Below are 22,477 nucleotides of genomic sequence, written 5' to 3'. Positions count from 1 at the left end.
GTTCTCGATGCGGTACCGCAGCGGACGCCTGAGTGTGGCACGAAACTTCGCGACCCTTTGCCGTTTTCGTTCAGGTGGTCACGGTCGAGCCGAGCGCGTCGACGCCCTGCGATTCGTTTCGTCAGCCAGATCTGTTGCAGCACATAAGGGATTCTCGAACCGAGCGGCCGGAGGGTGGTGTCTCTACCGCTGTGTGTCCGCGCTCAGGAGCTGCGCGCACCGCAGTAGGCCGAGGTGGCTGTACGCCTGTGGGTGGTTGCCCAGTGAGCGCTCGGCCACCGGGTCGTACTCCTCGGCCAGCAGGCCGGTCGGTCCCGCGGCGTTCACCAGCTGCTTGAACAACGCCTCGGCGTCCGACCGCTGACCGATCAGCAGATACGCCTCCACCAGCCACGCCGCGCACAGGTGGAAGCCGCCCTCGGTGCCGGGTAGACCGTCGTCATGGTGGTAGCGGTAGACGGTCGAGCCGCTGCGCAGTTCGGTTTCTGTCGCGACCACCGTCGCCGCGAATCGCTCGTCGGCCGGATCGATCAGGCCGGACAGTCCGATGTGCAGCGTCGCTGCGTCGAGGTCGGTGCCGTCGTAGGCGGCGGTGTACGACTCGACGTCGGCGTTCCACCCCTTCTCCGTGACTTCCTCGGCGATCTCGCTGCGCAGGGCCGCCCATGTCTCCCGGGCCTCGCGGCCGAAGTTCTCGGCCAGGGTGAGAGCCCGGTCGACCGTGAGCCAGCCCATCACCTTCGAGTACACGTGGTGCCGGGGGTTGTCGCGAATCTCCCAGATCCCGTGATCCGGTTCGCTCCACCGCCGCTCCACCGCCTCGACCATCGCGGACACCAGTTCCCAGTCGCGGTCGGTGAGTGCGTCCGACCCGGCCATGCCCTTCTTCTGTCGCGCCAGGGCAAGATTCGAGATCAGGTCGACGATGGGGCCGAACACGTCCAACTGCACCTGCTGGTTCGCGGCATTGCCGACACGCACCGGGCGTGATCCCGCATACCCGGGCAGCGAATCGATCACCGCCTCCGGCGGCAGGCCGGCACCGTACAGCGTGTAGAGCGGGTGCAGTCGCTCCGGCCCGTGCAGCGTCTCGAGCACGCCGTGCACCCACTCGAGGTAGTTCTCGGCTTCCGCGAGGGAACCGAGGCTCACCAGGGCCGAGGCCGTCAGCGCGGCGTCGCGTAGCCAGCAGTAGCGGTAGTCCCAGTTGCGGACGCCGCCGATCTCCTCGGGCAACGATGTGGTCGCGGCAGCCAGGATCGATCCACTCGGCGCGTGCACCAGGCCGCGCAGCGTCAGCGCCGACCGCTTCATCAGATCCGACTTGAGCGGTGGAAGCTCGAGCGTGTTCGCCCAGTCTCGCCAGTACGATTCGGCGATCTCCCGACGTTCCGGCTCCGAAATCTGTGAGGGGCCCAGATCCTCTGTTCCGCAACGTAGTTCGAGCACAACCGGGCCCTGTGACGGGTCGACCACGGCGAGTGCCGTCTGCTGGGTTCCGTCGGTGGTGATGTCCCAGTGGACACCGGGAGAACGGAGCACCATCGGCTCACTCGTGCCCGAGACCCGGAGTCCGTCGGCGTCCGGTTCCATCTGCACCGGAACCTGACCGAACTCCGGGCGGGGTGCGAAGCTCACGACGGCCTTCGCGCGGCCGGTGATGACGCGGGTGACGTCGGTACGGCTCGGCTGGACGTCGTGCGGCAAGTAGTCGGTGACCGTGAGGCTGGCCCAGCGGGTCTGCACCGTCATGGTGCCGTCGAGGTACTGCTGGCTCAGCGGCAACGCCTCGCGCTGCGGGCCCACGCTGAAGTGACCGGCCTCGGAACCGCCTAGCAGGTGGGCGAACACCGCGGCCGAGTCCGGCTCGGGATGGCACAGCCACGTCATGTTCGCATCGGGGGTGATGAGTGCGACGGATCGGGGACTGGCGAGCATCGTCAGCCGCTCGATGGGCGGGGCATCCGCGCCCGAGAGCCACATGCGGCGCTCCTCGAGCAGGAAGGCCAGTGCCGCTGCGACGTCCTCGGTGGAGTCGACGCGGTACGCGGCGAGGGTGTCTCCCTCTCCGACCTTGATGCCGAGATCGGGACCCTGCAGGCGCCCGAACGCCTTCTCGTCGGTGACGTCGTCGCCGAAGAAGACGGCCGCCGTCGCGCCCTCCTGATGTCGCAGGATGTCGAGGGCGTTGCCCTTGTCGGTCGCGATGACGGCGAGTTCGACGACGGACTTGCCCTCGGTGACCTCCACGCCGGTCCACAGTGCGGCTTCCGCGTGGACTGCGGCGAGCGCCTTCGCGCCCGCCTCGGGGCTCGCGTTGCGCACGTGCAGCGCGGTGCTGGCCGGCTTGGTCTCGACCGTGACACCGGGGTACAGGTCGGCGATCCGGGACAGCTCGGAGGTGACCTCGCTCAGCAACTTGCGAGCGTTGGCGTCGATCGCGTGCACGAAGCCGATGTCGAACTCCGACCCATGGCTGCCGACCAACTGCACCTCGGCCGGCAACCGCGACAGCGTCGCGAGATCCTTGAGGGCCCGTCCGGAGATCACGGCGGCCGTCGTGGCGGCCAGGCCGGCCAGCGCCCGCAATGCCCGCACCGACTCCGCGTGGGGGTAGGCGTTCTCCGGATCGTTGACGATGGGAGCCATCGTGCCGTCGTAGTCGGACGCCACGAGCAGGCGAGGGGTCCGGGCCACGGTGGACAGGGCCCGGCGGAGTTCGATCGGCAGATCCAGAGCGCTCACAGGTTCAAACCTAAGCGATTGCGGGCGGGCTGGCGCGCCGCGTTCCGGTTGGGGGCCGACGGATCCGGTCAGAAGGGAGTCTTCGACCCGTCGCCGAGGAGCAGTTCGACGGTCAGTTCGAGCCGCTTGGCGACATCGGTGGCCGACGAGCGTCGAGTGAGCCACGCCACGAGATTCGACAGCCACACATCGCTGATGACGCGGGCGACGGCAAGCTGTTCCTCGGTGGGGTCGTTATCGGTGATGGCCCGCGCGAACAACGTGTCCATGAGCTTGCCGACCTGATCGACCTCGGCCGCCGCGGATGCGTCCGCGAACATGAAGGCGCGGGTCATGGCCTCGGTGAGGAGGGGATCGCGCTGCATCGCCTTGGTGATCTGCCCCAGGATGAGCTGCATCCGTTCGAGCGGGCTGTGGCCCGGGGGGATCTTGCCCCGTGACTCGATCCGCTCGAACTCGCGCGCGAGGGCGGACACCAGCAGGTGCACCTTCGACGGGAAGTAGCGGTAGAGGGTGCCGACGGCGACGTCGGCGCGCTCGGCGACCGCACGCATCTGCACGGCCTCGTAGCCACCCTTCGACGCGAGCGTCAGGGTGGCATCGAGGATTCGCTTGCGGCGCTCGCGCTGAGCGTTGGAGCTGAGATCGTCCTCACTGAGGGTCGAGACCGTACCCCCGGTGGAGCGGGATCGAGATGAGGTGGTCATCGACTGTTTCCTTCACGCCTTGACTCTTGACGGTCGAGCATATTAGAACACGTTCTAGATGTATATGTCATCCACGAAAGGCGGGTAGCCGTTGTGACAATCGCCACGAGTGACGAGCAGAAGGCCGTCCAGGAGTCGATTCAGGCGTGGGCACGCTCTGCCGCGCCCATCGCCATTTTACGTGAAGGACCTGCGGACTTCTGGCGTCGCACATGGCCGTCGGTGGCATCCCTGGGCCTGTTCGCGGTGGGTGTTCCCGAGTCTGTCGGCGGGGTCGGCGGACAGGTGGTCGACCTGGCCGCGATGCTGGAACAGTCGGCAGTGGAACTGGTCGGCGGACCGGTTCTGTCGACGGCGCTCGCGGGTCTGGTGCTCGGCCGCGCCGACGGCGCCGCCGCGAAGGCGTGGGCCGGGCAGATCGCCGAGGGCGAATTGCCGGTTTCGGTGGTGCTCGACGGTCCGGTGCTCGACGCGACCCCGGACGCCGACGGCGGACTGGTCCTGTCCGGCGACGCGGGTAGCGCGCTCGGTGGCGAGCCGGGCGTCGCGGTGCTGGTCGCCGTGCGGGCCGCTGACGGCGTCGTGTGGTGCCTCGTGGACGCCGCTGCGGACGGGCTGACCGTCGAACCGCTCGACATCCTCGACAAGAGTCGGGGCGCCGCCCGGATCCGCTTCGACGGCGTGGCGGTGGCGTCCGATCGGATCGTCACCGGCGTCGCGCCGGAACTCGTGCGCGACCTGGCCGCCACCCTCGCGGCAGCGGAGGCCGCCGGCGTCGCGGGCTGGAGCCTGCGGACCGCGGTCGAGTACGCCAAGATCCGCGAGCAGTTCGGCAAGCCCATCGGCTCGTTCCAGGCGATCAAGCACTTGTGCGCCGAGATGCTGTGCCGCGTCGAGGCCGCGCGTGCCGTCGCGTGGGATGCGGCCGTCGCCGCCGAGGATGCGCTGCCCGATCCGGACACCGGACACGCGGCCGACTCGGAGCTGCCGATCGCGGCGTCCGTCGCCGCGGCCGTCGCGCTCGACGCAGCGGTATCCAACGCCAAGGACTGCATCCAGATCCTCGGCGGCATCGGCTTCACGTGGGAGCACGATGCGCACTACTACCTGCGTCGCGCGGTGTCGAACAAGCAGATCCTCGGTGGCAGCAACGTGTGGCGGGCGCGGGTCACCGAGCTGACCCGGGCCGGCGCACGCCGGCACCTGACGATCGACCTGTCCGAACTCGAGTCGGAGCGGGTTGCGATCCGCGACGACGTGGCCGCCCTCGCCGTCGTTCCGGAGGCGGAGCGGCGCGTGGCGGTCGCCGAGTCCGGTTACGCCGCACCGCACTGGCCGCGTCCGTACGGCCGCGGTGCGAGCGCGGCCCATCAGATCTTGATCGCGGAGGAGATGGCGGCGGCCGGTGTCGAGCGGCCCGATCTCGTGATCGGGTGGTGGGCGGTGCCGACAGTTCTCGAGCACGGTAGCCCCGAACAGATCGAGCGTTTCGCGCTGCAGACGCTGCGCGGCGAGATCACCTGGTGCCAGCTGTTCAGTGAGCCCGGTGCCGGCTCGGATCTGGCGTCGCTGCGCACGGTTGCCGAGAAGGTCGACGGCGGCTGGAAGCTCAACGGGCAGAAGGTGTGGACATCGCTCGCCCGCGAGGCCGACTGGGGAATCTGCCTGGCCCGCACCGACAAGGACGCGCCGAAGCACAGGGGCATCACGTACTTCCTGCTCGATATGCGCACCCCCGGCATCCGGATCTCGCCGCTGCGCGAGATCACCGGCGACGCACTGTTCAACGAGGTGTTCCTCGACGACGTGTTCATTCCCGACGAGTGCGTCGTCGGGGAGGTCAACGGCGGCTGGAAGCTCGCCCGCACGACGCTCGCGAACGAGCGGGTCGCGATGAGCGGTGGGTCGTCGCTCGGCAAGGCCGTCGAGGAACTGCTCGAACTCGCGGGCGATCCGGACCCGGTGACCGCTGACCACCTCGGCGCGTTGATCTCCGAGGCGCTCGTGGGATCGCTGCTCGAACTGCGCACGACGCTGCGTCAGCTCGACGGTCAGGATCCGGGGCCGGCGTCGAGCGTCCGCAAGCTCGTCGGCGTGCGAAACCGTCAGGGCGTCGCCGAGTTCGCCGTCGAACTCGCGGGTGAGGCCGGCTGGGTCGAGGGACCGCTCACGCGGGAATTCCTCAACACCCGGTGCCTGTCCATCGCCGGCGGCACCACGCAAATCCTGCTCACGGTCGCCGCCGAGCAGTTGCTGGGGCTGCCGCGCGGCTGACGCCCGCCGAGCCCGATCGCGTCGATCGCCCGCCCGTGGACATGCTCACGGGCGGGCGTTCTGCTGTCCCCGGGACGAGGATCGGCGGGTACCTGAACGCGTGCCGTTCGGTAGGTGAACATGTTCTCGATCTTGTGGGACTTTCTTCGTCATCCTGCAGGTGATAGAACAGGAACACGTTCTAAAACACAGGCGGGATCGGCAACGTGGACTTCTCTCTGGATCAGACTCAAGAAACGGTGGCGGAGATCGTCGTGGGCCTGCTGGCTCGCGAGCACACCGATCCCGCCGACACCGGCGGCTTCAGCGCCGAGCTGTGGCAGGCGCTCGCGAAGGCGGACCTGCTGTCGCTGGCCGTGCCCGAGCGGCTCGGCGGCGACGGACTCGGCGTGCTCGAGGTAGCGACGATGCTCACCGAGATCGGCCGCGGGGCCGCGCCGGTCCCGGCGCTCGCGACCCTCGGCTTCGGCGTGCTCCCCGTGCTCGCCCTCGGTTCGATCGAACAGCAGGACACGCTCCTCGACGGCATCGCGGGCGGGCGGGTGCTCACCGCAGCGCTCGCGGAGCAGGGTGGCGCGTTCCCTGCCGTGCCGTCGACGACGGCTGTCGCGGACGGCAACGACGTCGTCGTCACGGGCCACAAGATCGCCGTGGCGTTCGCCGACATCGCGCACCGCATTCTCGTGCCCACCGACGCCGGTGTGGTGCCGGTGGCGCCGGACGCGCCGGGGGTCACGCTCGTCAAGGGTGCGACGTCGGCCGGTGGTCCGGAGTTCTCGGCCCATTTCGACGCCGTCCGCGTCCCGGCCGCCGACGTCCTCGGTGGCGGACTCGACGGTGTCGAGACGCTGTACCGGATCGCGCTCGCGAGCATCGGCGCGTACGCCGACGGATTGCTCGCCGGCGCAACGGGTCTGGCCGCCGACCACCTCACGACCCGTGAGCAGTTCGGCAAGCCGCTCGCGGCGTTCCAGGCCGTCGCGCAGCAGATCGCCGACGTCTACGTCACTTCGCGGACCCTGCACGTCGCGGCGCTGTCGTCGGCATGGCGGGTGGCCGAGAGCCTCGACGCCGCAGACGATCTCGATGTCACGGCGTACTGGATCGCGACCGAGGTACCGGCCGCGATGCGGACGCTGCATCACCTGCACGGCGGCATCGGCGTGGACGTCACGTACCCGATGCACCGTTACTTCTCCATTGCCAAAGACCTGGCCCGCCTCGTCGGCGGCGCCTCGTACCGACTCGACCTCGTGGGGGCCCGGTGTTCATCGATCTGACGCCCGAGCAGCGTGAACTGCAGGCGGAACTGCGCCGCTACTTCTCCGGGCTGATCTCACCGGCGGAGGCCGAGATCATGCTCACCGAGCGGCACGGCGCCACCTACCGTGAGGTCATCCGCCGAATGGGCAAGGACGGCTGGCTCGGTGTCGGCTGGCCCGTCGAGTTCGGTGGCCGCGGCTTCGGTGAGATCGAGCAGCAGATCTTCGTCAACGAGGCTGTGCGCGCAGATGTTCCGCTTCCCTCGGTGACCCTGCAGACCGTCGGTCCGACGCTGCAGACGTACGGAACCGAGGAGCAGAAGCAGAAGTTCCTCCCCGCGATCCTTGCCGGTGAGGTGCATTTCGCGATCGGTTACTCCGAGCCCGACGCGGGCACCGACCTGGCGGCGCTGCGCACCACGGCGGTGCGCGACGGCGACGAGTATGTCGTCAACGGCCAGAAGATCTTCACCACCGGTGGCCACGACGCCGACTACATCTGGCTCGCGGTGCGCACCGGTGACGCCGAGTCGCGGCACCGCGGCATCTCGATCCTGATCGTCGACACCAAGGATCCGGGTTTCACGTGGACCCCGATCATCACCGCCGACGGTGCCCACCATGTCAACGCCACGTACTACACCGACGTCCGCGTGCCGGCGACCATGCTGGTCGGCGAGGAGAACAAGGGCTGGCGGCTCATCACGACGCAGCTCAACCACGAGCGCGTCATGCTGGGTCCTGCCGGCCGTGTCGCGGGTCTGTACGAGAAGGTGTACGACTGGGCCGCGAAGCGGGACCTGTTGGAACTGGACGACGTTCGCCGCGGACTCGGCGAGATCCACGCGACGTACCGGCTCAACGAACTGCTCAACTGGCAGGTGGCGGCGGCCACCGGCGACGTCGACATCGCGGATGCGTCGGCCACCAAGGTCTTTGCGACCGAACGCATTCAGCGCGTGGGCAGGATCGTGGACGAGATCGTCGGCGCGCACGGCGACCCGGGTGATCCCGAGACCGCCGCGCTCATGCGGTGGCTCGACGTCCAGGTGAAGCGCAACGTCGTCATCACCTTCGGTGGCGGCGTCAACGAGATCATGCGCGAGTTGATCGCGGTGGCCGGCCTGGGACTGCCGAAGGTGCCGCGATGAGTGACGGTGCCATGACGGACACGACCGCCCAGATCCTGGCCGGCGCCGAGCAGGTCAAGGCAGGCGGGGCGAGTAAGGCTCGTGCGGGCCGGGATCCGATCAACATGCCGATGATCCGAAACTGGCTCGAGGCGATCGGTGACGAGAACCCGATCTACGTCGACGAGGACGCTGCCGTGGCCGCGGGCCACGGTGGCCTCGTCGCACCGCCCGCGATGGCACAGGTGTGGACCATGCGCGGCCTCGGAGCCGCCCGCGACGAAGACGATCCGCTGGGCCGGATGACGCAGATTCTCGACGACGCCGGCTACACCTCGGTGGTCGCGACCAACTGCGACCAGATCTACCACCGCTACGTGCGCCCCGGTGAGGAGGTGACGATCGAGTCGACACTCGAGGAGGTCGTCGGCCCCAAGAAGACCGGACTCGGCGAGGGGTGGTTCTTCACGACGCGCAACTTCTGGAAGGTGGCTCGGGAAGACGGTAGTGCAGAGATCGTCGCCGAAATGATGTTCCGCATCCTGAAGTTCGCGCCCCCGGTTTCTGACCGAATGTCACATTCGGTCAGTTCGACTGAACGCGTGTCACATTCGGCCGACGGGCGTGTGCCCGACGATCTGGATCCGACGCGCATGATGCGGCCGACGCCGTCGCGGGACACCCAGTTCTTCTGGGACGGTGTGGCGGCACACGAGCTGCGGATCCAGCAGCGCCCGGACGGCACGCTCCAGCACCCGCCGGTTCCGGCGCTGTGGAAGGACAAGTCCGAGACCACCGACTACGTCGTGGCATCCGGTCGCGGCACGGTGTTCAGCTTCGTTGTCCATCACGCCCCCAAGGTGCCGGGTCGATCGCTGCCGTTCGTGGTGGCACTCGTCGAACTCGAGGAGGGCGTGCGCATGCTCGGCGAGCTGCGCGAAGTCGACCCGTCCGAGGTCGCAGTCGGCATGCCGGTGCAGGCCCAGTTCCTGGACTTCCCGGGCGATGACGAGACCGGTAACGAGCCCTGGACGCTGTACGCGTGGCGTCCCGTGAAGGAGTCGTGAGATGACCAGCGCACTCGACATCTCCGTCGGCGACCAGCTGCCGGGCCTTTCCGTCCACGGCGACCCCACCTTCATCGTCTCGACGGCGTTGGCCACCAGGGACTTCCAGGATGTGCACCACGACCGGGACAAGGCGCAGCAGCGCGGGTCCAAGGACATCTTCGTCAACATCCTCACCGACACCGGGCTCGTGCAGCGGTTCGTCACCGACTGGGCCGGACCGCGGGCGCGCATCACGTCGATCAAGCTCCGCCTCGGTGTGCCGTGGTACGCGTACGACACCCTGCACCTGTCCGGTGAGGTCGTCGCGGCCGAAGACGGCCTGGCCACGGTCAAGGTGGTCGGCAAGGACAGCCTCGGTGACCACATCACCTCCACGGTCACTCTCGTCATGAACGGAGGCGGCGCATGAGCGGGCTGTCCGGCAAGGCCGCGATCGTCGGCATCGGCGCCACCGACTTCTCGAAGGACTCGGGCCGCAGTGAACTGCGCCTGGCTGCCGAGGCGGTCCAGGCGGCGCTCGACGACGCGGGACTGAAGCCGTCGGACGTCGACGGTCTGACGTCGTTCACCATGGACACCAACACCGAGGCGGCCGTTGCCCGTTCGGTGGGCATCCCGAACCTCAAGTTCTTCAGTCGCATCCACTACGGCGGCGGTGCCGCGTGCGCCACCATCCAACAGGCCGCCATGGCGGTCGCCACGGGAGTCGCGGACGTCGTGGTCGCTTACCGCGCGTTCAACGAGCGGTCGGGGGCCCGGTTCGGTCAGGTCAATACCGGGCTGGTGCAGCAGGTGAACTCGTCGGGCACCGACAATGCGTTCTCCTACCCGCACGGGCTGGGCACGCCGGCGTCGTTCGTTGCGATGATCGCGCAGCGGTACATGCATGTGTACGGCGCCACCAGCGAGGATTTCGGCCGCGTTGCGGTCGCCGACCGCAAGCACGCAGCGACCAATCCGAAGGCGTTCTTCCACGGCAAGCCGATCACGCTCGAGGATCACCAGAACTCGCGCTTCATCGCGGAGCCGCTGCACCTGCTCGACTGCTGTCAGGAGTCCGACGGTGGCATCGCGATCGTGGTGACGTCTCCCGAGCGGGCCAAGGATCTGCCGAACAAGCCGGCGATCATCGCCGCCGCGGCGCAGGGCAGCGGGGTCGACCAGTACATCATGACCAGCTACTACCGGGACGGTCTGACGGGTCTGCCGGAGATGGGACTGGTGGGCGATCAGCTGTGGGAGCAGTCGGGGCTGCGGCCGTCGGACATGCAGACCGCGGTGCTCTACGACCACTTCACCCCGTATGTGCTGATGCAGCTCGAGGAACTCGGCTTCTGTGGCCGCGGCGAGGCCCGCGACTTCATCGCCGACGGCGCAATCGAACTGGGCGGACGCCTGCCGATCAACACCCACGGCGGTCAGCTCGGCGAGGCGTACATCCACGGCATGAACGGCATCGCCGAGGGCGTGCGGCAGATCCGTGGCACCTCGGTCAACCAGGTGTCGGATGTCGAGAACGTCCTCGTCACCGCCGGAACCGGTGTTCCCACTTCGGGATTGGTGCTCACGGCGTAGAAGTTTGGTGCCACCTATCGCCTTCGTCCAGGCCACCTACCCCGCACCACTTCCACGAGCACGCCGACCACGCGAACGTCTTCACCGCGCACTTCGACAAGAAGGGCACGGAGGTCGCGGACGCCTGTTCCGCCGCGCCGGCCTCGCTCGCGACCATCAAGTAGGTCCCTCACAACCGCGTCGATCAGCGGTATCGCTCGGCGAGGGCGTTGCCGATCGCGGCGAGGTGATCCCGCACACTCTGGGGGCTCGTGATGTCGAGCCATTCGACCAGTCCGGCGAGGTGACCTGCGAGTGCGTACTCCTCGGGTCCGCGGATCACGACGGTGACGCGGCCGTCGTCGGTGGCGCCTCCAATTTCGAGGTCGGTGCCGACGGCGATTCGGAGCAGGCCGATTCCGTCGGGTGCGCAGGTCGCGTGGATCTCGACGGGCGCTCGCTTGCGGTCGACTTCGTCTGAGATCTCGCGCCAGCTCTCGGAGAGGTCGAAGTCCGTGGGTCGGTGGACGGGGTCGCCGGTCGGGTCGGCAGATGAGACGCGGTCGATTCGGAAGGTTCGTCGGCCGGTCGCGGTCTGGGCGACGAGATACCAGGACGGGCCTTTGGCGACGACTCCGAGCGGGTGGATGGTCCTCTCGGTCTCGGCGCCTTGGCGATCGACGTAACCGAGTCGCACCTGTACGCCGCGAATCACGGCGTCCTGCAGGTCGTCGAGGAAGCGTGGGGGTTGCCGAACGATACGTGTCGCGCCCCATTGTTGCGGGTCCAGGACCAGTGAGGATGCCGCGGCCTCGGCCTGTGCCCGGAAGGGTTCCGGCAGGGCGCGGACGAGTTTGCGCAGGGCGGTCTTCACTGCGGGCGACGCCGCCGAGGCAGGGCCGGCGACCAGGAACAGGGCGCGGGCCTCGCCCGAGGTCAACCCGGACAGGTCGGTGCGGGCGCCGCCGAGGAGCCGCCAGCCGCCGCCTCGGCCCTGGACCGAGTACACCGGGATGCCGCTCATGGCCAGGGCGTCGAGATCGCGGCGTGCGGTGCGCTCGGAGACTTCGAGTTCCTTGGCGACCTCCGCGGCCGTGACCTGCTCGCGTCGCTGCAGCATGAGCAGGATCGCCACCAGCCGGTCAGTTCGCATACCGACAACATTTCCAGAAAAACCGGTCATGATGTGACCGGTATAGGTTCCTACCTTGATGGCATGGAATTAGTAATGAACCCCACCGACTTCCCCGAGCCCACCATGATCGCCGTCAACGGCGTGGAGCTGGAGGTCTTCGAAGCAGGCCGCGAGAACGCCGGCAAACCTATCGTGCTCTGCCACGGCTGGCCGGATCTCGCCTTCACCTGGCGTCATCAGGTGCCCGCCCTCGTCGCCGCGGGCTACCACGTCATTGCCCCCAACCAGCGCGGCTACGGCAACTCCTCCCGCCCGGACGAGGTCACTGCCTACGACGTCGTACACCTGGCCGACGATCTCGTCGCCCTCCTCGACCACTACGGCTACGGGGACGCGACCTTCCTCGGCCATGACTGGGGGGCGATGGTCGTGTGGAGCCTGACCCTGCTGCATCCGCAGCGCGTGGAGAAGGTGATCTGCCTGAGCCTTCCGTACCCCGTGCGCGGCGAGACACCCTGGCTCGAGTGGATGGAAGCGGTGCTCGGCAGCGACTATTACTTCGTCCACTTCAACCGGCGGCCCGGCGTCGCGGACGCCGTGCTCGACGAGAACCCGGCACGGTTCCTCCGCAACCTGTACCGGAAGAACGAGCCTTTCGAGCAGGCGCAGCCAGGGATGGTGATGATCGATCTCGCCCGGGCGGAGAGCCCTCTCGGGGAGCCCATGATGAGCGACAGCGATCTGGCCGTCTACGTCTCCGCCTTCGAGAAGTCCGGCTTCACCGGCGGCATCAACTGGTACCGGAACTTCGACCGCGACTGGCACCTGCTTGCCCACGTCGACCCGATCATCCACCAACCCGCCCTCATGATTTACGGCGACCGCGATGCCGTGGCGCAGGCCGAGAACCTCGCAGAGTTCGTGCCCGACGTCGAAGAGATCCACCTCGACAGCGGTCACTGGATCCAGCAGGAGAAGCCCGAAGAGACGAACCGGGCGATTCTGGAATGGCTGGAACGACACGATGCAGGCGCTCCGGCGAACGTGTCACGCGCCCAGAAGATCTGACAGCAACGCGGACAGGTCGTGATCGCGTGGTTATCAAGCGGGCTCGCTGCAATCGCGAATCCGTCGAGCGCCGGGGTCGGCGAGCGCGCGCTCGCCGACCCCGGCCCCGATTCCCGCCACTAGTGCGTCGCCAGCGCCACTCGCTGCCGCTCTTCGGCGGTCTCCGGGCGGCCCTCGCCGGGTAGGTCGACCCGGACGTGGTGCAGGCGCCCGGTGAAGGCGAAGCGGCCGACGATGTCGTTGCACACCGGGCTGCCGCGGTTGACGCCGATGTCGAACTGTTCGTTCATGCTGAAGATCGCACGGGTCGTCTCCTCGATCCGTCCCGTCGCGACGACGACTCCGTCGACGGAAATCGTTGCCGTTCCGCCCTTCCCGATCCCGCCGCCGTCGTACTCGAACTCGAGCCGAACCTCACGGGTGTCCGCAGTCAGCTCGACGTCGGGGCGCACGAAGGTGCGGCCGCCGCCGCTGAAGTTGTAGCAGAACACCGGCTTCGAATCGGCCACGTACAGGGCCAGCCCACCGAAATGCCCGCCTAGGCTCGCGAGCACGCCCTCACACGGCTTGCCGTCGGTCTCGAGCGATGCTGTGAGTACGTACGAGCGGTTGAAGAGCGGCGGCGCCGCCTTCTCCGGCAGGCCGTACATGTGTGGGTACAGCGTGATGCTCGTGCGGCCCCGCAGCGGGTGTGGCGGACGGTCGTGTGGTGCAGCGTTTCTCGTCACCGTGCGGTCGTCGAGTGGCAGCACCTGGTAGCGCGCGGCCTCGACCAGGAACTTCTGCTTGAGTTCCTCGAGCTTCTCGGGGAACTCGGCGGCGAGGTCGCGGGCCTGCGACCAGTCGGCAGTCGTGTCGTACAGCTCCCACCGATCCTCCTCGAATGCAGGCAGTTTCAGACCGTACGTCGCCATCAGCCACGGCGCCCGGTGGAGGGTCACCGCCGTCCATCCGTGGTCGTAGATTCCGCGGTTGCCGTAGATCTCGAAGTACTGCGTCGTGTGGCGGTCCGCGGCCCCGGCGTCGGTGAACGTGTAGTTCATCGCGACGCCCTCCATCGGCTTCTGTGGAACGCCGTCGACGGTGTCCGGCGCCGGCACGCCGGCGGCCGCCAGGATCGTCGGAGTGATGTCCACACAGTGGTGCCAGTGGTCCCGAAGTCCAGGTTCGGTGATTCCGTCGGGCCAGTGCGCGATCAGACCGTTGCGGGTACCGCCGTAGTGGGATGCCGCCTGCTTGGCCCACTGGTACGGGGTGTCGAGCGCCAGCGCCCACGACGCCGGGTAGTGCGGGTAACTCGCCGGCGTGCCCAGCTCGTCGAAGCGCTCGAGCACCTCGGCGGTGGTCTGCTTGTAGCCGTTGAGTCCGGCGAGGTAGTTGAACGACCCCTCCATGCCACCCTCGGCGGAGGCGCCGTTGTCGCCGAGCATGTACAGCACGAGGGTGTTGTCGAGCGCACCCAGTTCCTGAAGCCGGTCGACGAGCCGTCCGACCTGATCGTCGGTGTGCTCGAGGAACGCCGCGTACAGCTCCATCAGCCGGGAGGAGACCTTCTTGTGGTCGTCGTCCAGTTCGTCCCAGTGCGGCAGATCGCCCGACCACGGTGCCAGCTCGGTCGCCGGCGGGACCACCCCGAGCTGCTTCTGGCGCTCCAGCGTGATCTCACGCTGACGGTCCCATCCGTGGTCGAACTCGCCGCGGTACTTGTCGAGGTAGCTGTCCGGAACCTGCAGCGGCGCATGGCATGCGCCGAACGGGAGGTAGCAGAACCACGGCTTGTCCGGATCCATCGTGCCGACCGACTCGATCCACTCGATCGCGCGGTCCACCAGGTCTTCCGACATGTGATAGCCCTCGTCGGGCGTCCGCGGCGGATCGACAACAGTGAAATCCTGGTAGAGAACGGGGGAGAACTGATCCGACTCGGCGCCGAGGAAGCCGTAGAAGCGGTCGAAGCCCTCGCGGGTGGGCCAGCGGTCGAACGGGCCGGCCTCGCTGATCTCCCAGGTCGGGGTCTGGTGCATCTTGCCGAACGCGCCTGTCGCGTAGCCGTTGCCCTGCAGAACGCGGGCCACGGTAGCCGCCGAGTCGGGTCGAGTTCCGTTGTAACCCGGAGCGGCCGTTGCCTGTTCGGCGATCACGCCGAATCCGACGCTGTGGTGGTTGCGCCCGGTGAGCGTCGCCGCGCGTGTCGGCGAGCACAGGGCTGTGGTGTGGAATCGGGTGTACTTGACGCCGTCGGCGGCCAGACGTTCCGCGGTGGGGGTGCGGCACGGTCCACCGAACGCGGACGGGGCGCCGAAGCCGACGTCGTCGAGCATCACCAGCAGGACGTTGGGAGCGCCCGCAGGCGGTCGCACCGGCTGTGGCCGCGTGAACGGCTCCTTCTGGTCGCGGTAGTCGACCGCGGTGGGAACCTGCTGTTCCGTGCGGACGATGGGAATCGAATGACGGTTCATGACTCACCTCTCATGGTGGCGGAGCGGGGGGAGGGTACCGGCGGTGCGCCTTGACCCTTGAAGCGTTGCCTCATTACTCTCTCGGCGTGTCGAATCCCGGAAACGCGAAGAGCACGATGATCGAGGTTGCCGAGCGAATGTTCGCCGAGCGCGGCATCGACGGCGTGTCCATGCGTGATGTCGCTGCTGCCGCCGGGCAGAAGAACAATTCGGCTGTGCAGTACCACTTCGGTGGCAGGGACGGGCTCGTCCTCGAGGTGTTCCGACGTCGTATGCGCGAGATCAACCTCAGCCGCGCTGCCTTCCTCGCAAAGTTGGACGAAGCGGGTCGCGGCGACGACGTCCGCGGTCTCGTCGAGGCGGTCGTCGTGCCACTCGCCGACTACCTTCGGACCTCGGGTACCGACTCGTACTACGCGCAGTTCATCGCTCGCGTGTCTCCGTCGGTGGACATCACGAACTCCGATCTGGGCGGCGTCACCGAGGTCAGTCGTGAGGTGTCGACTCGGCTGATGCGCGCACTCGACCACCTGCCGCGTCGGGTGGCGGTGGTCCGGGTCGATCTGATGCTGAACATGGCGGTCTCGGCGCTCGCTGTCTTCGAACAGCGCCGCAACGGCGGTAATCCACTGGTAGACGTCGACTTCGACGAGACCGTTCGTCATCTGGTCGACATGTCGGTGGGGGCGTTGGAGGCACCCGACTCGACCTCGGACTGACCGACTTCCGAATCGGGCGTGCCCGGGCCGGCGGCGGCGGGCGTCCTTCCGTGCTTCATCACGAGGGCGACGACGATTCCGATGAGCCCGACGGCTGCCGCGTACAAGAAGCCGTGCGAGTTCGCCTTGAATCGGAGTGAGGACGAGCGCCATCGTTGTCCTTTGTTTCGGTGGAGGACGACGACGCCTACGCGCGAGAAGTTTGGGGCGCAGAATGTTTCGTCGTCGGGAAGAAGGTGCCTGGCGGTGGCGCGTTCGACGGAGTCCGGTATGGGCGGCTGAGTCGCCCTGGGGAAGGGACGTTAGTCCCAGTCGCAGGACCGGATGTGACCCAGGTCCCACTCAGTGGAATCGGCACGGGGGCCCGCGTCCCACGCGGAGAGCTTGCGACTGAATCAATACCTGTCCTATGCAGCATGTTTCGCGAATTAAGTCAGTGTCTTGACGGCTCGAGTCGCCGGCTGATAGTTTGCGGAAGGCGCCTTCGCCGGCTCCGGTCGAGCGGATGGCATCGGCGGTGGTGTGTTCGGACAGGGATTCCTCGAGACCAGGAGACTTGCATGGCAACGTTGACCAGTAGTCGAACCGTCGCGATCGGCGGTCATTCCATCGAGTTCGGTCCGCGCGGAATGCGCAGGTGCGCAAATGACTTCGAGTCGAGGCCGTACGAGAGGTTCGACGTTCGGCCGGTCACGCCGTACATCGGTGCTGAGATTCACGGCGTCGATCTGCGCGATCCCAGTGCCGAGGTCGTCGAGGACCTGCGCCGGGCTCTGCTCGAGTGGAAGGTCGTGTTCTTCCGCGACCAACAGCTCACCGGCTTGCAACACCGCGACTTCGCGCGACACTGGGGTGACCTCGAGATTCATCCGCTGCTGCCTCAGGGTGAGGTTCCGGAGGTGGTCCACTTCGAGCGCGGTGAGGACAGCCCCGGCACCGAGAACATCTGGCACGTCGACGTGACGTGGCAGAAGCGGCCGCCGCTCGGATCGATCCTGCGTGCGCTCGACGTTCCGCCCGCGGGCGGCGACACGCTGTGGGCCGACATGGGCAACGCCTACGACTGTCTGTCCGACGAGGTCAAGGCGAAGATCGAGGGCCGCATCGCGATTCACGACTTCGTGCCGTCCTTCGGGCGCTCGATGGGGCCCGAGAAGCTCGCTGCGATGCAGGAGCAGTACCCGCCGGTGGAGCATCCGATCGTACGGATCCATCCCGAGACGGGCCGTAAGACGCTGTTCGTCAACAGTCTGTTCACCACCCACATTCCGGACATGGACCCCGAAGAAGGTGAGGAACTGCTGCGTCATCTCTTCGACCAGGCCAAGGTGCCCGACTTCCAGTGCCGGTTCCGTTGGCAGCCCAACTCGATCGCCTTCTGGGACAACCGCGCCACGCAGCATTACGCGGCCAGTGACTACTTCCCGCATCGCCGTGTCATGGAGCGCGTCTCCGTCCTCGGCGACGTTCCGGCCTGAGGGCAGGGTTGTGAACCAGCCCGTCGACGATCGGCAGCAACGCAACACGGAACTCGATGCCGCCTGGCAGAGCCTGTGCGACAACCTGTCCCGGGCGTCCAAGGTGATCTCCGGTGATCCACGGTCGGACGATCCGGCGATGCGGGCGGCGGGCTATCGATACCTGCTCAATCTGCTGAACGCGGGTCTCGAACAGGTGGTCTTCAGTGCCGACCCCGACTATCCGGAGGTCGGGCACCTGCAGGACAACACCAAGAGGTACGCGACGGAGTCGCCGGACTGCCTGTTCGGCCACGCGGTGCTCGATCCGAACGGGACGTATCGGCTCACCGGAACCGGTGGCCGCGCGCGCTACATCGGGCTGACCCTCTACGACACCATCAGCCTGTACGAGAAGGTCCAGTCCGGCGGGCGCCAGCCGAAGGATTTCCGGGCCGCGTTCAAGGCGGCCACCGGGTCGACGCTCGGCGCGATCTCCAATCCCGGCGGAATCACTTTGCAGGACAACGGGAATTTCGAGGTGATCATCAGCGCTCGGCCGCACGAGGGAAACTGGCTGCCGATGCCCCCGAATGCAAAGGACGTCATCACGCGCCAGTACTTCTACGACTGGGATGCCGAGGATCCGTACCACGTCTCGATCGAACGGCTCGATGTCGACGGCCCGGGACCGGTGGCTGAACCGGTAACCGTGACCGGGCAGGTGGAGTCGGTGGGGCGCTTCGTCGACGGATTCGCCGAGTACTGGTCCGCGATGTACCGACTGCGTGACGGGGAACGGAACGTCCTGCGGACCCAACCCACCGTGAGCGGATCGTATGCGAGCGACGGCGGTCACATCGCCTACGGCGGTGGAACTTTCGAGATCGGCCCCGACGAGGCGCTGATCCTCGAGGTCGCCCCACCGGACTGCCATTTCTGGAACATCCATCTCGGCGATCACTGGGGGCAGTCCCTGGACTACACCTACCGGCAGACATCGCTCAACGGCCACCAAGCAGTGCTCGACGGCGACGGGGTGTTCCGCGCGGTGGTCGCGCACCGCGATCCCGGCGTGGCGAACTGGCTGGATACGGCAGGCAACGAGTTGACCCGCTGCGTGTACCGGTGGTGGCTCGCGTCGGATGCCGACCTTCCGGCACCGACGGTGCGTAAGGTGAAGTTCGCTGACGTGCTCGCCCAGTTGCCTGCAGCGACGGTTCGGGTCGACGCCGATGAGCGGCGGACCGTACTCGGTCGTCGCCGCGCCGCGGTGCTGAAGCGATACGCCCGTTGACCGGATCGACGTACGAGGAGGGACCGTCGCGGTGACACTGCGCGGGTGGCGACCGAAGGCCTTTCGTGAAGGCGACGATCCGGATCCGCGGTTCACGCTGGCGAACGAGCGGACGTACCTCGCCTGGATTCGGACGGGTCTCGGATTGATCGCTGCCGCCGTGGGACTCGAGGCGTTCGGAACCGACGTGGTCGGACCCGCGATGCACACCGTCCTCGTCGTGGGTCTGCTTGTCGGCGCGATCCTGTTGGTCGGGTTCGCCTTCCTGCGCTGGATGGGTGTGGAGGCCGCGATGCGGAAGGGCCGCAGTCTGCCGGTACCGGCGATCGCGGCCTTCCTGGCCTGTCTCATCGCCGCCGCCGGCGTCACACTGCTCATCGTGGTGGTGCGTTGACCAGGGCGATCGCGGGGCACGGGGATCCCGGCCTGCAACCCGAGCGGACGACGCTCGCGTGGGTGCGCACGGCTGCGAGCCTCGCCGCGGTCGCCTTTCTCTGCCTTCGTTACGTTCCCGGATCATCCGTCCTGCTGCAGGCCATCGGGATTTGGGCGATCGCCTCGGCGTCCGTCGTGGTCGTGACGGCGCGTAGTCGCTACGAGCGGTCGAGCGAGGCCTTCGGAACCGGGAGAATCGTGCCTCCATTCGTGATCATGCTCGGCCTGGCCGCTACGGTGGTGGCACTCGCGACTGTTTCGGTCGTCGTGATCCTCACGGTCGGTCGGTGACAATCGGATCGCATTCCCCACTGCGCCCGCCGATTGTGTTTCGGTGAATGACGGTCGAACTTCCCGCTGGCCGAGACTTGTGTCCGGTGTCACAGCGGTGGCGGGTAGTGATAGTCCTGGACGCCGTGTGTCGTCACGGTCCCCGATCGCAAGGAGAGAAGCAGCATGGAGGAGTTCGAAGGCAAGGTCGCACTGATCACGGGCGCAGCCCGCGGGCAGGGGCGCTCGCATGCGGTGGCATTCGCGGAGCGCGGCGCCGACATCGTCATCTGCGACCGGTGCGAGGACAGCAAGTCCGTGTTCTACCCGCTGGGTACCGAGGAGGAACTGGCCGAGACCGTGCGTCTCGTCGAGGCCACCGGCCGCAAGTGCATCGCGGTCAAGGCAGACACCGCTGATCGCGCGGCGATGGACGACCTGGTGAAGCGGGCCGAGACGGAGTTCGGTCGCGTCGACATCGCGGTGGCGAACGCGGGTGTCTCGGTGGCCGCCCCGATCCAGTCGATGACCTCGGCGCAGTGGAACGAGGCGATCAACTCCAACCTCACCGGCGTCTTCAACACCTTGGGCGCCGTGTCACCCGGCATGATCGAGCGCGGCTACGGCCGCATCGTCACGATCTCGTCGATGCTCGGCCGGGCCGGCAACACCAACATGGCCGCGTACGCCGCATCCAAGTGGGGTGTCATCGGTATGACCAAGAGCGCCGCACTGGATCTCGCGCAGAACGGCATCACCGTCAACGCGATTGCACCCGGAAACATCTCGACCGGGATGATCCACAACAAGGCGCTCTACTCGATGATGCGACCGGACCTCGAAGAGCCGACGATGGACGACGTCGCCCCGGTGTTCCAGAGCTTGCACGCGCAGCCCGTGCCGTGGCTCGACCCGTTCGAGATCACGCGCGCGGTCCTGTTCTTCGCCGCCGAAGCCAGCGCGCACATCAGCGGCACCGTGCTCCCGATCGACGCAGGTAATGCAGCTCGTGTGACCGGGTGACAGTCGATGCGACGCCCGCTTCGCGCACTGCGCGGAGCGGGCTCGTCATCGGTGTCCTGAGCCTGAGCGGGATCCTCGTCGCGCTCCTCCAGACCCTCGTCGTGCCCGTGCTGCCGGCGTTCGCCGTCGACCTCGGTGTCCCGCCGACGAGCGCGTCGTGGTTGGTCACCGTCACGCTGCTGACCGGCGCGGTGGGTACGCCGCTCATCGGCAAACTCGCCGACATGTTCGGCAAACGCGCGATGATGCTGGTGTGTCTCGGGCTCATGGTGACGGGCTCGGTCGTCGCCGCCGTCGGATCGGGCTTCGCGACGGCGGTCGTCGGCCGCGGGTTGCAGGGCTTCGCGATGGCGCTCATGCCGATCGGCATCAGCATGATGCGCGAAGTCCTGCCGCCGGCACGGCTCGGCAGCGGTGTGGCGTTGATGAGTGCGACGATCGGTATCGGCAGTGTGCTCGGGATGCCGCTCGCCGGTGTCCTCCACGAGCACCTCGGCTGGCAGTCCCTCTTCTGGGTTCCCGCGGCTTTCGCGGTCGTGATGGCGGCGCTGCTGCCGTTCGTGGTTCCGGAGTCGACCACTCGGGCCGCGGGACGATTCGACTACCTGGGTGCGACGCTGTTGACGTCGGCGCTGAGCGCAATGCTGCTCGCGATCTCCAAGGGCGGTACCTGGGGGTGGGGAAGCCTGCCGACCGTGGGACTTGCGGTCGCCGGTGCAATCGGGCTCGCGGTGTGGATCCCGCTGGAGCTGAAGGTATCCCATCCTCTTGTCGACCTCAGGACCTCGGTCCGGCGTCCCGTCCTGGTGTCCAATCTGTGCGCGTTGCTCCTCGGTTTCGCGATGTTCCTCAGCTCGTACGCGTCCACGCAGGAACTCCAGGTGCCGACAACGACCGGACATGGACTCGGACTCAGCGCCGCGGCGGCCGGTCTCGTGATGCTGCCCGGCGGGGTCGTGATGATCTTCCTCGCTCCGGTGTCGGCCGCGATGATTCGCGTCTGGGGTGCCGGCGTGACACTGGCCGTGGGGGCCGGTGCGATCAGTCTCGGATTCGCCGAGCGCGGTGTGCTCGGCAGCAGTGTCCTCACAGTGGGAATCAGCGCGTTCATCGTCTCGATCGGTGTCGCGTTTGCACTCGCCGCGATGCCGGTGCTGATCACGACGGCTGTCCCGCTCGATCAGACGGCGTCGGCCAACAGTGTCAACAGCCTGGTTCGGGCCGTCGGAACCTCGGCGGCGAGCGCCGTCGGCGCCGCTGTCATCGCCGCATCCGCGGTCATGGTCGGCGCAGCAGCGGTGCCGTCACCGATCGGGCTGGACCGGCTGTTCTGGCTCGGGGCGGCGGTGTCGGCGGTGGCGCTCATCGTCGTCGTGTGCGTGCCGATACGGCACCGGCCGACGGCATCGCCCGCGGATACGACGTCTGCCGGGCACGACCCGGCCCGCGTGAGCTGACCGCTACCAGCCCATCCGACCGCGGTGCCAGTTGTCGTCGTAGCCGCCGTGCGAGATCCACACCGCGGCCATGACGATGTACGCGATCGCGAGCAGCACGAGGATCCCACCGAGGATCCAGAGCGACAACTGACCGAGTTTGCGTACCCGGTCGGACGCGAACTGCGCTCCCGCGTAGTCGCCGCGCGCCCACCTGGGGTACACCTCGAACGCGTTGCTGAACGCCGCGAACGCGAGGGGCCAGAAGGCGACCAGGGAGGCGACCGCCCAGCCGGCGTTGCTCGGCGGTGGTGGCGGTGGCTGTTGGGGCGGCTGCGGCGAACCGGACGCAGCCGGGGGAGGAGCGGGTTCCGGATTCGTCGATGTCATGACGGCACTCCCTCGTTCGCGACTGCCACCGATCACTTTCGACGGT

At 67.5% G+C, this 22,477-nt stretch carries 19 protein-coding genes; 14 read left to right on the top strand and 5 right to left on the bottom strand.

All coding sequences use genetic code 11. The features are described 5' to 3' along the window. Positions 1-183: 183 nt before the first annotated feature. Together otsB and kstR are read right to left on the bottom strand one after the other, a co-directional pair. Entirely contained in the window at positions 184-2,745 is a 2,562-nt protein-coding gene (otsB, locus tag C8K36_RS11945) for a trehalose-phosphatase (RefSeq protein ID WP_107984684.1), read from the bottom strand. 68 nt (positions 2,746-2,813) lie between these two features. Further along, on the bottom strand, positions 2,814-3,452 hold the full coding sequence (gene kstR, locus C8K36_RS11940) for a cholesterol catabolism transcriptional regulator KstR (protein ID WP_107984683.1): 639 nt from the start codon (positions 3,450-3,452) through the stop codon (positions 2,814-2,816). 93 nt (positions 3,453-3,545) lie between these two features. Between kstR and C8K36_RS11935 the strand changes: the two genes are divergently transcribed. From C8K36_RS11935 to C8K36_RS11910, 6 genes are all read left to right on the top strand, one after another. Further along, positions 3,546-5,726, top strand: a complete 2,181-nt coding sequence (locus tag C8K36_RS11935) for an acyl-CoA dehydrogenase (RefSeq protein WP_107984682.1) — start codon at positions 3,546-3,548, stop codon at positions 5,724-5,726. 206 nt (positions 5,727-5,932) lie between these two features. After that, complete coding sequence (locus tag C8K36_RS11930; protein WP_107984681.1) at positions 5,933-7,006, top strand: acyl-CoA dehydrogenase family protein; 1,074 nt, start codon at positions 5,933-5,935, stop codon at positions 7,004-7,006. Beyond that, on the top strand, positions 6,991-8,139 hold the full coding sequence (locus tag C8K36_RS11925; RefSeq protein WP_107984680.1) for an acyl-CoA dehydrogenase family protein: 1,149 nt from the start codon (positions 6,991-6,993) through the stop codon (positions 8,137-8,139). Before C8K36_RS11930 ends, C8K36_RS11925 begins: the two co-directional genes overlap by 16 nt. Then, complete coding sequence (locus tag C8K36_RS11920) at positions 8,136-9,185, top strand: bifunctional MaoC family dehydratase N-terminal/OB-fold nucleic acid binding domain-containing protein (RefSeq protein WP_420910873.1); 1,050 nt, start codon at positions 8,136-8,138, stop codon at positions 9,183-9,185. Before C8K36_RS11925 ends, C8K36_RS11920 begins: the two co-directional genes overlap by 4 nt. A 1-nt stretch (position 9,186) precedes the next feature. Beyond that, positions 9,187-9,597 carry a MaoC family dehydratase gene (locus C8K36_RS11915; RefSeq protein WP_107984679.1) on the top strand — a complete coding sequence of 137 codons (411 nt, stop codon included), beginning with the start codon at positions 9,187-9,189 and terminating at the stop codon, positions 9,595-9,597. Beyond that, complete coding sequence (locus tag C8K36_RS11910; protein WP_107984678.1) at positions 9,594-10,763, top strand: lipid-transfer protein; 1,170 nt, start codon at positions 9,594-9,596, stop codon at positions 10,761-10,763. The genes C8K36_RS11915 and C8K36_RS11910 overlap by 4 nt, the downstream gene beginning before the upstream one ends. 184 nt (positions 10,764-10,947) lie before the next feature. On the opposite strand, the gene C8K36_RS11900 is transcribed toward C8K36_RS11910, so the two are convergent. After that, complete coding sequence (locus C8K36_RS11900; RefSeq protein WP_107984677.1) at positions 10,948-11,895, bottom strand: WYL domain-containing protein; 948 nt, start codon at positions 11,893-11,895, stop codon at positions 10,948-10,950. Positions 11,896-12,000: 105 nt separating this feature from the next. On the opposite strand from C8K36_RS11900, the gene C8K36_RS11895 reads away from it, so the two are divergent. Further along, positions 12,001-12,945 carry an alpha/beta hydrolase gene (locus C8K36_RS11895; protein WP_258195383.1) on the top strand — a complete coding sequence of 315 codons (945 nt, stop codon included), beginning with the start codon at positions 12,001-12,003 and terminating at the stop codon, positions 12,943-12,945. A gap of 119 nt (positions 12,946-13,064) precedes the next feature. On the opposite strand, the gene C8K36_RS11890 is transcribed toward C8K36_RS11895, so the two are convergent. Continuing rightward, positions 13,065-15,404 carry an arylsulfatase gene (locus C8K36_RS11890; RefSeq protein ID WP_107984675.1) on the bottom strand — a complete coding sequence of 780 codons (2,340 nt, stop codon included), beginning with the start codon at positions 15,402-15,404 and terminating at the stop codon, positions 13,065-13,067. Between the two features lie 86 nt (positions 15,405-15,490). On the opposite strand from C8K36_RS11890, the gene C8K36_RS11885 reads away from it, so the two are divergent. The 7 genes from C8K36_RS11885 (at position 15,491) to C8K36_RS11855 (ending at position 22,062) form a co-directional block, all read left to right on the top strand. Further along, entirely contained in the window at positions 15,491-16,123 is a 633-nt protein-coding gene (locus C8K36_RS11885; protein ID WP_181319514.1) for a TetR/AcrR family transcriptional regulator, read from the top strand. A gap of 560 nt (positions 16,124-16,683) precedes the next feature. Beyond that, entirely contained in the window at positions 16,684-17,601 is a 918-nt protein-coding gene (locus C8K36_RS11880; protein ID WP_107984673.1) for a TauD/TfdA dioxygenase family protein, read from the top strand. A 10-nt stretch (positions 17,602-17,611) separates the two neighbouring features. Further along, positions 17,612-18,877, top strand: a complete 1,266-nt coding sequence (locus C8K36_RS11875) for a DUF1214 domain-containing protein (protein WP_181319513.1) — start codon at positions 17,612-17,614, stop codon at positions 18,875-18,877. 31 nt (positions 18,878-18,908) lie between these two features. Further along, positions 18,909-19,271, top strand: coding sequence for a YidH family protein (locus C8K36_RS11870; protein ID WP_107984672.1), 363 nt, complete (start codon positions 18,909-18,911; stop codon positions 19,269-19,271). Then, positions 19,268-19,603, top strand: a complete 336-nt coding sequence (locus C8K36_RS11865; protein ID WP_107984671.1) for a DUF202 domain-containing protein — start codon at positions 19,268-19,270, stop codon at positions 19,601-19,603. The genes C8K36_RS11870 and C8K36_RS11865 overlap by 4 nt, the downstream gene beginning before the upstream one ends. Before the next feature lie 165 nt (positions 19,604-19,768). Further along, positions 19,769-20,605 carry a mycofactocin-coupled SDR family oxidoreductase gene (locus tag C8K36_RS11860; RefSeq protein WP_107984670.1) on the top strand — a complete coding sequence of 279 codons (837 nt, stop codon included), beginning with the start codon at positions 19,769-19,771 and terminating at the stop codon, positions 20,603-20,605. Beyond that, positions 20,602-22,062 (top strand): MFS transporter, encoded by a 1,461-nt coding sequence (locus C8K36_RS11855; protein WP_107984669.1) that lies wholly within the window; start codon positions 20,602-20,604, stop codon positions 22,060-22,062. Before C8K36_RS11860 ends, C8K36_RS11855 begins: the two co-directional genes overlap by 4 nt. Positions 22,063-22,065: 3 nt before the next feature. On the opposite strand, the gene C8K36_RS11850 is transcribed toward C8K36_RS11855, so the two are convergent. Continuing rightward, positions 22,066-22,431: a CD225/dispanin family protein gene (locus C8K36_RS11850; protein WP_107984668.1), complete on the bottom strand. Its 366-nt coding sequence runs from the start codon at positions 22,429-22,431 to the stop codon at positions 22,066-22,068. Between the last annotated feature and the right edge of the window lie 46 nt (positions 22,432-22,477).

The sequence above is a fragment of the Rhodococcus sp. OK519 genome, assembly GCF_003051005.1.
GTDB lineage: Bacteria > Actinomycetota > Actinomycetes > Mycobacteriales > Mycobacteriaceae > Prescottella.
Note: the sequence above shows the minus strand (reverse complement) of the source record. Positions and strands in the feature narration are given on the sequence as shown.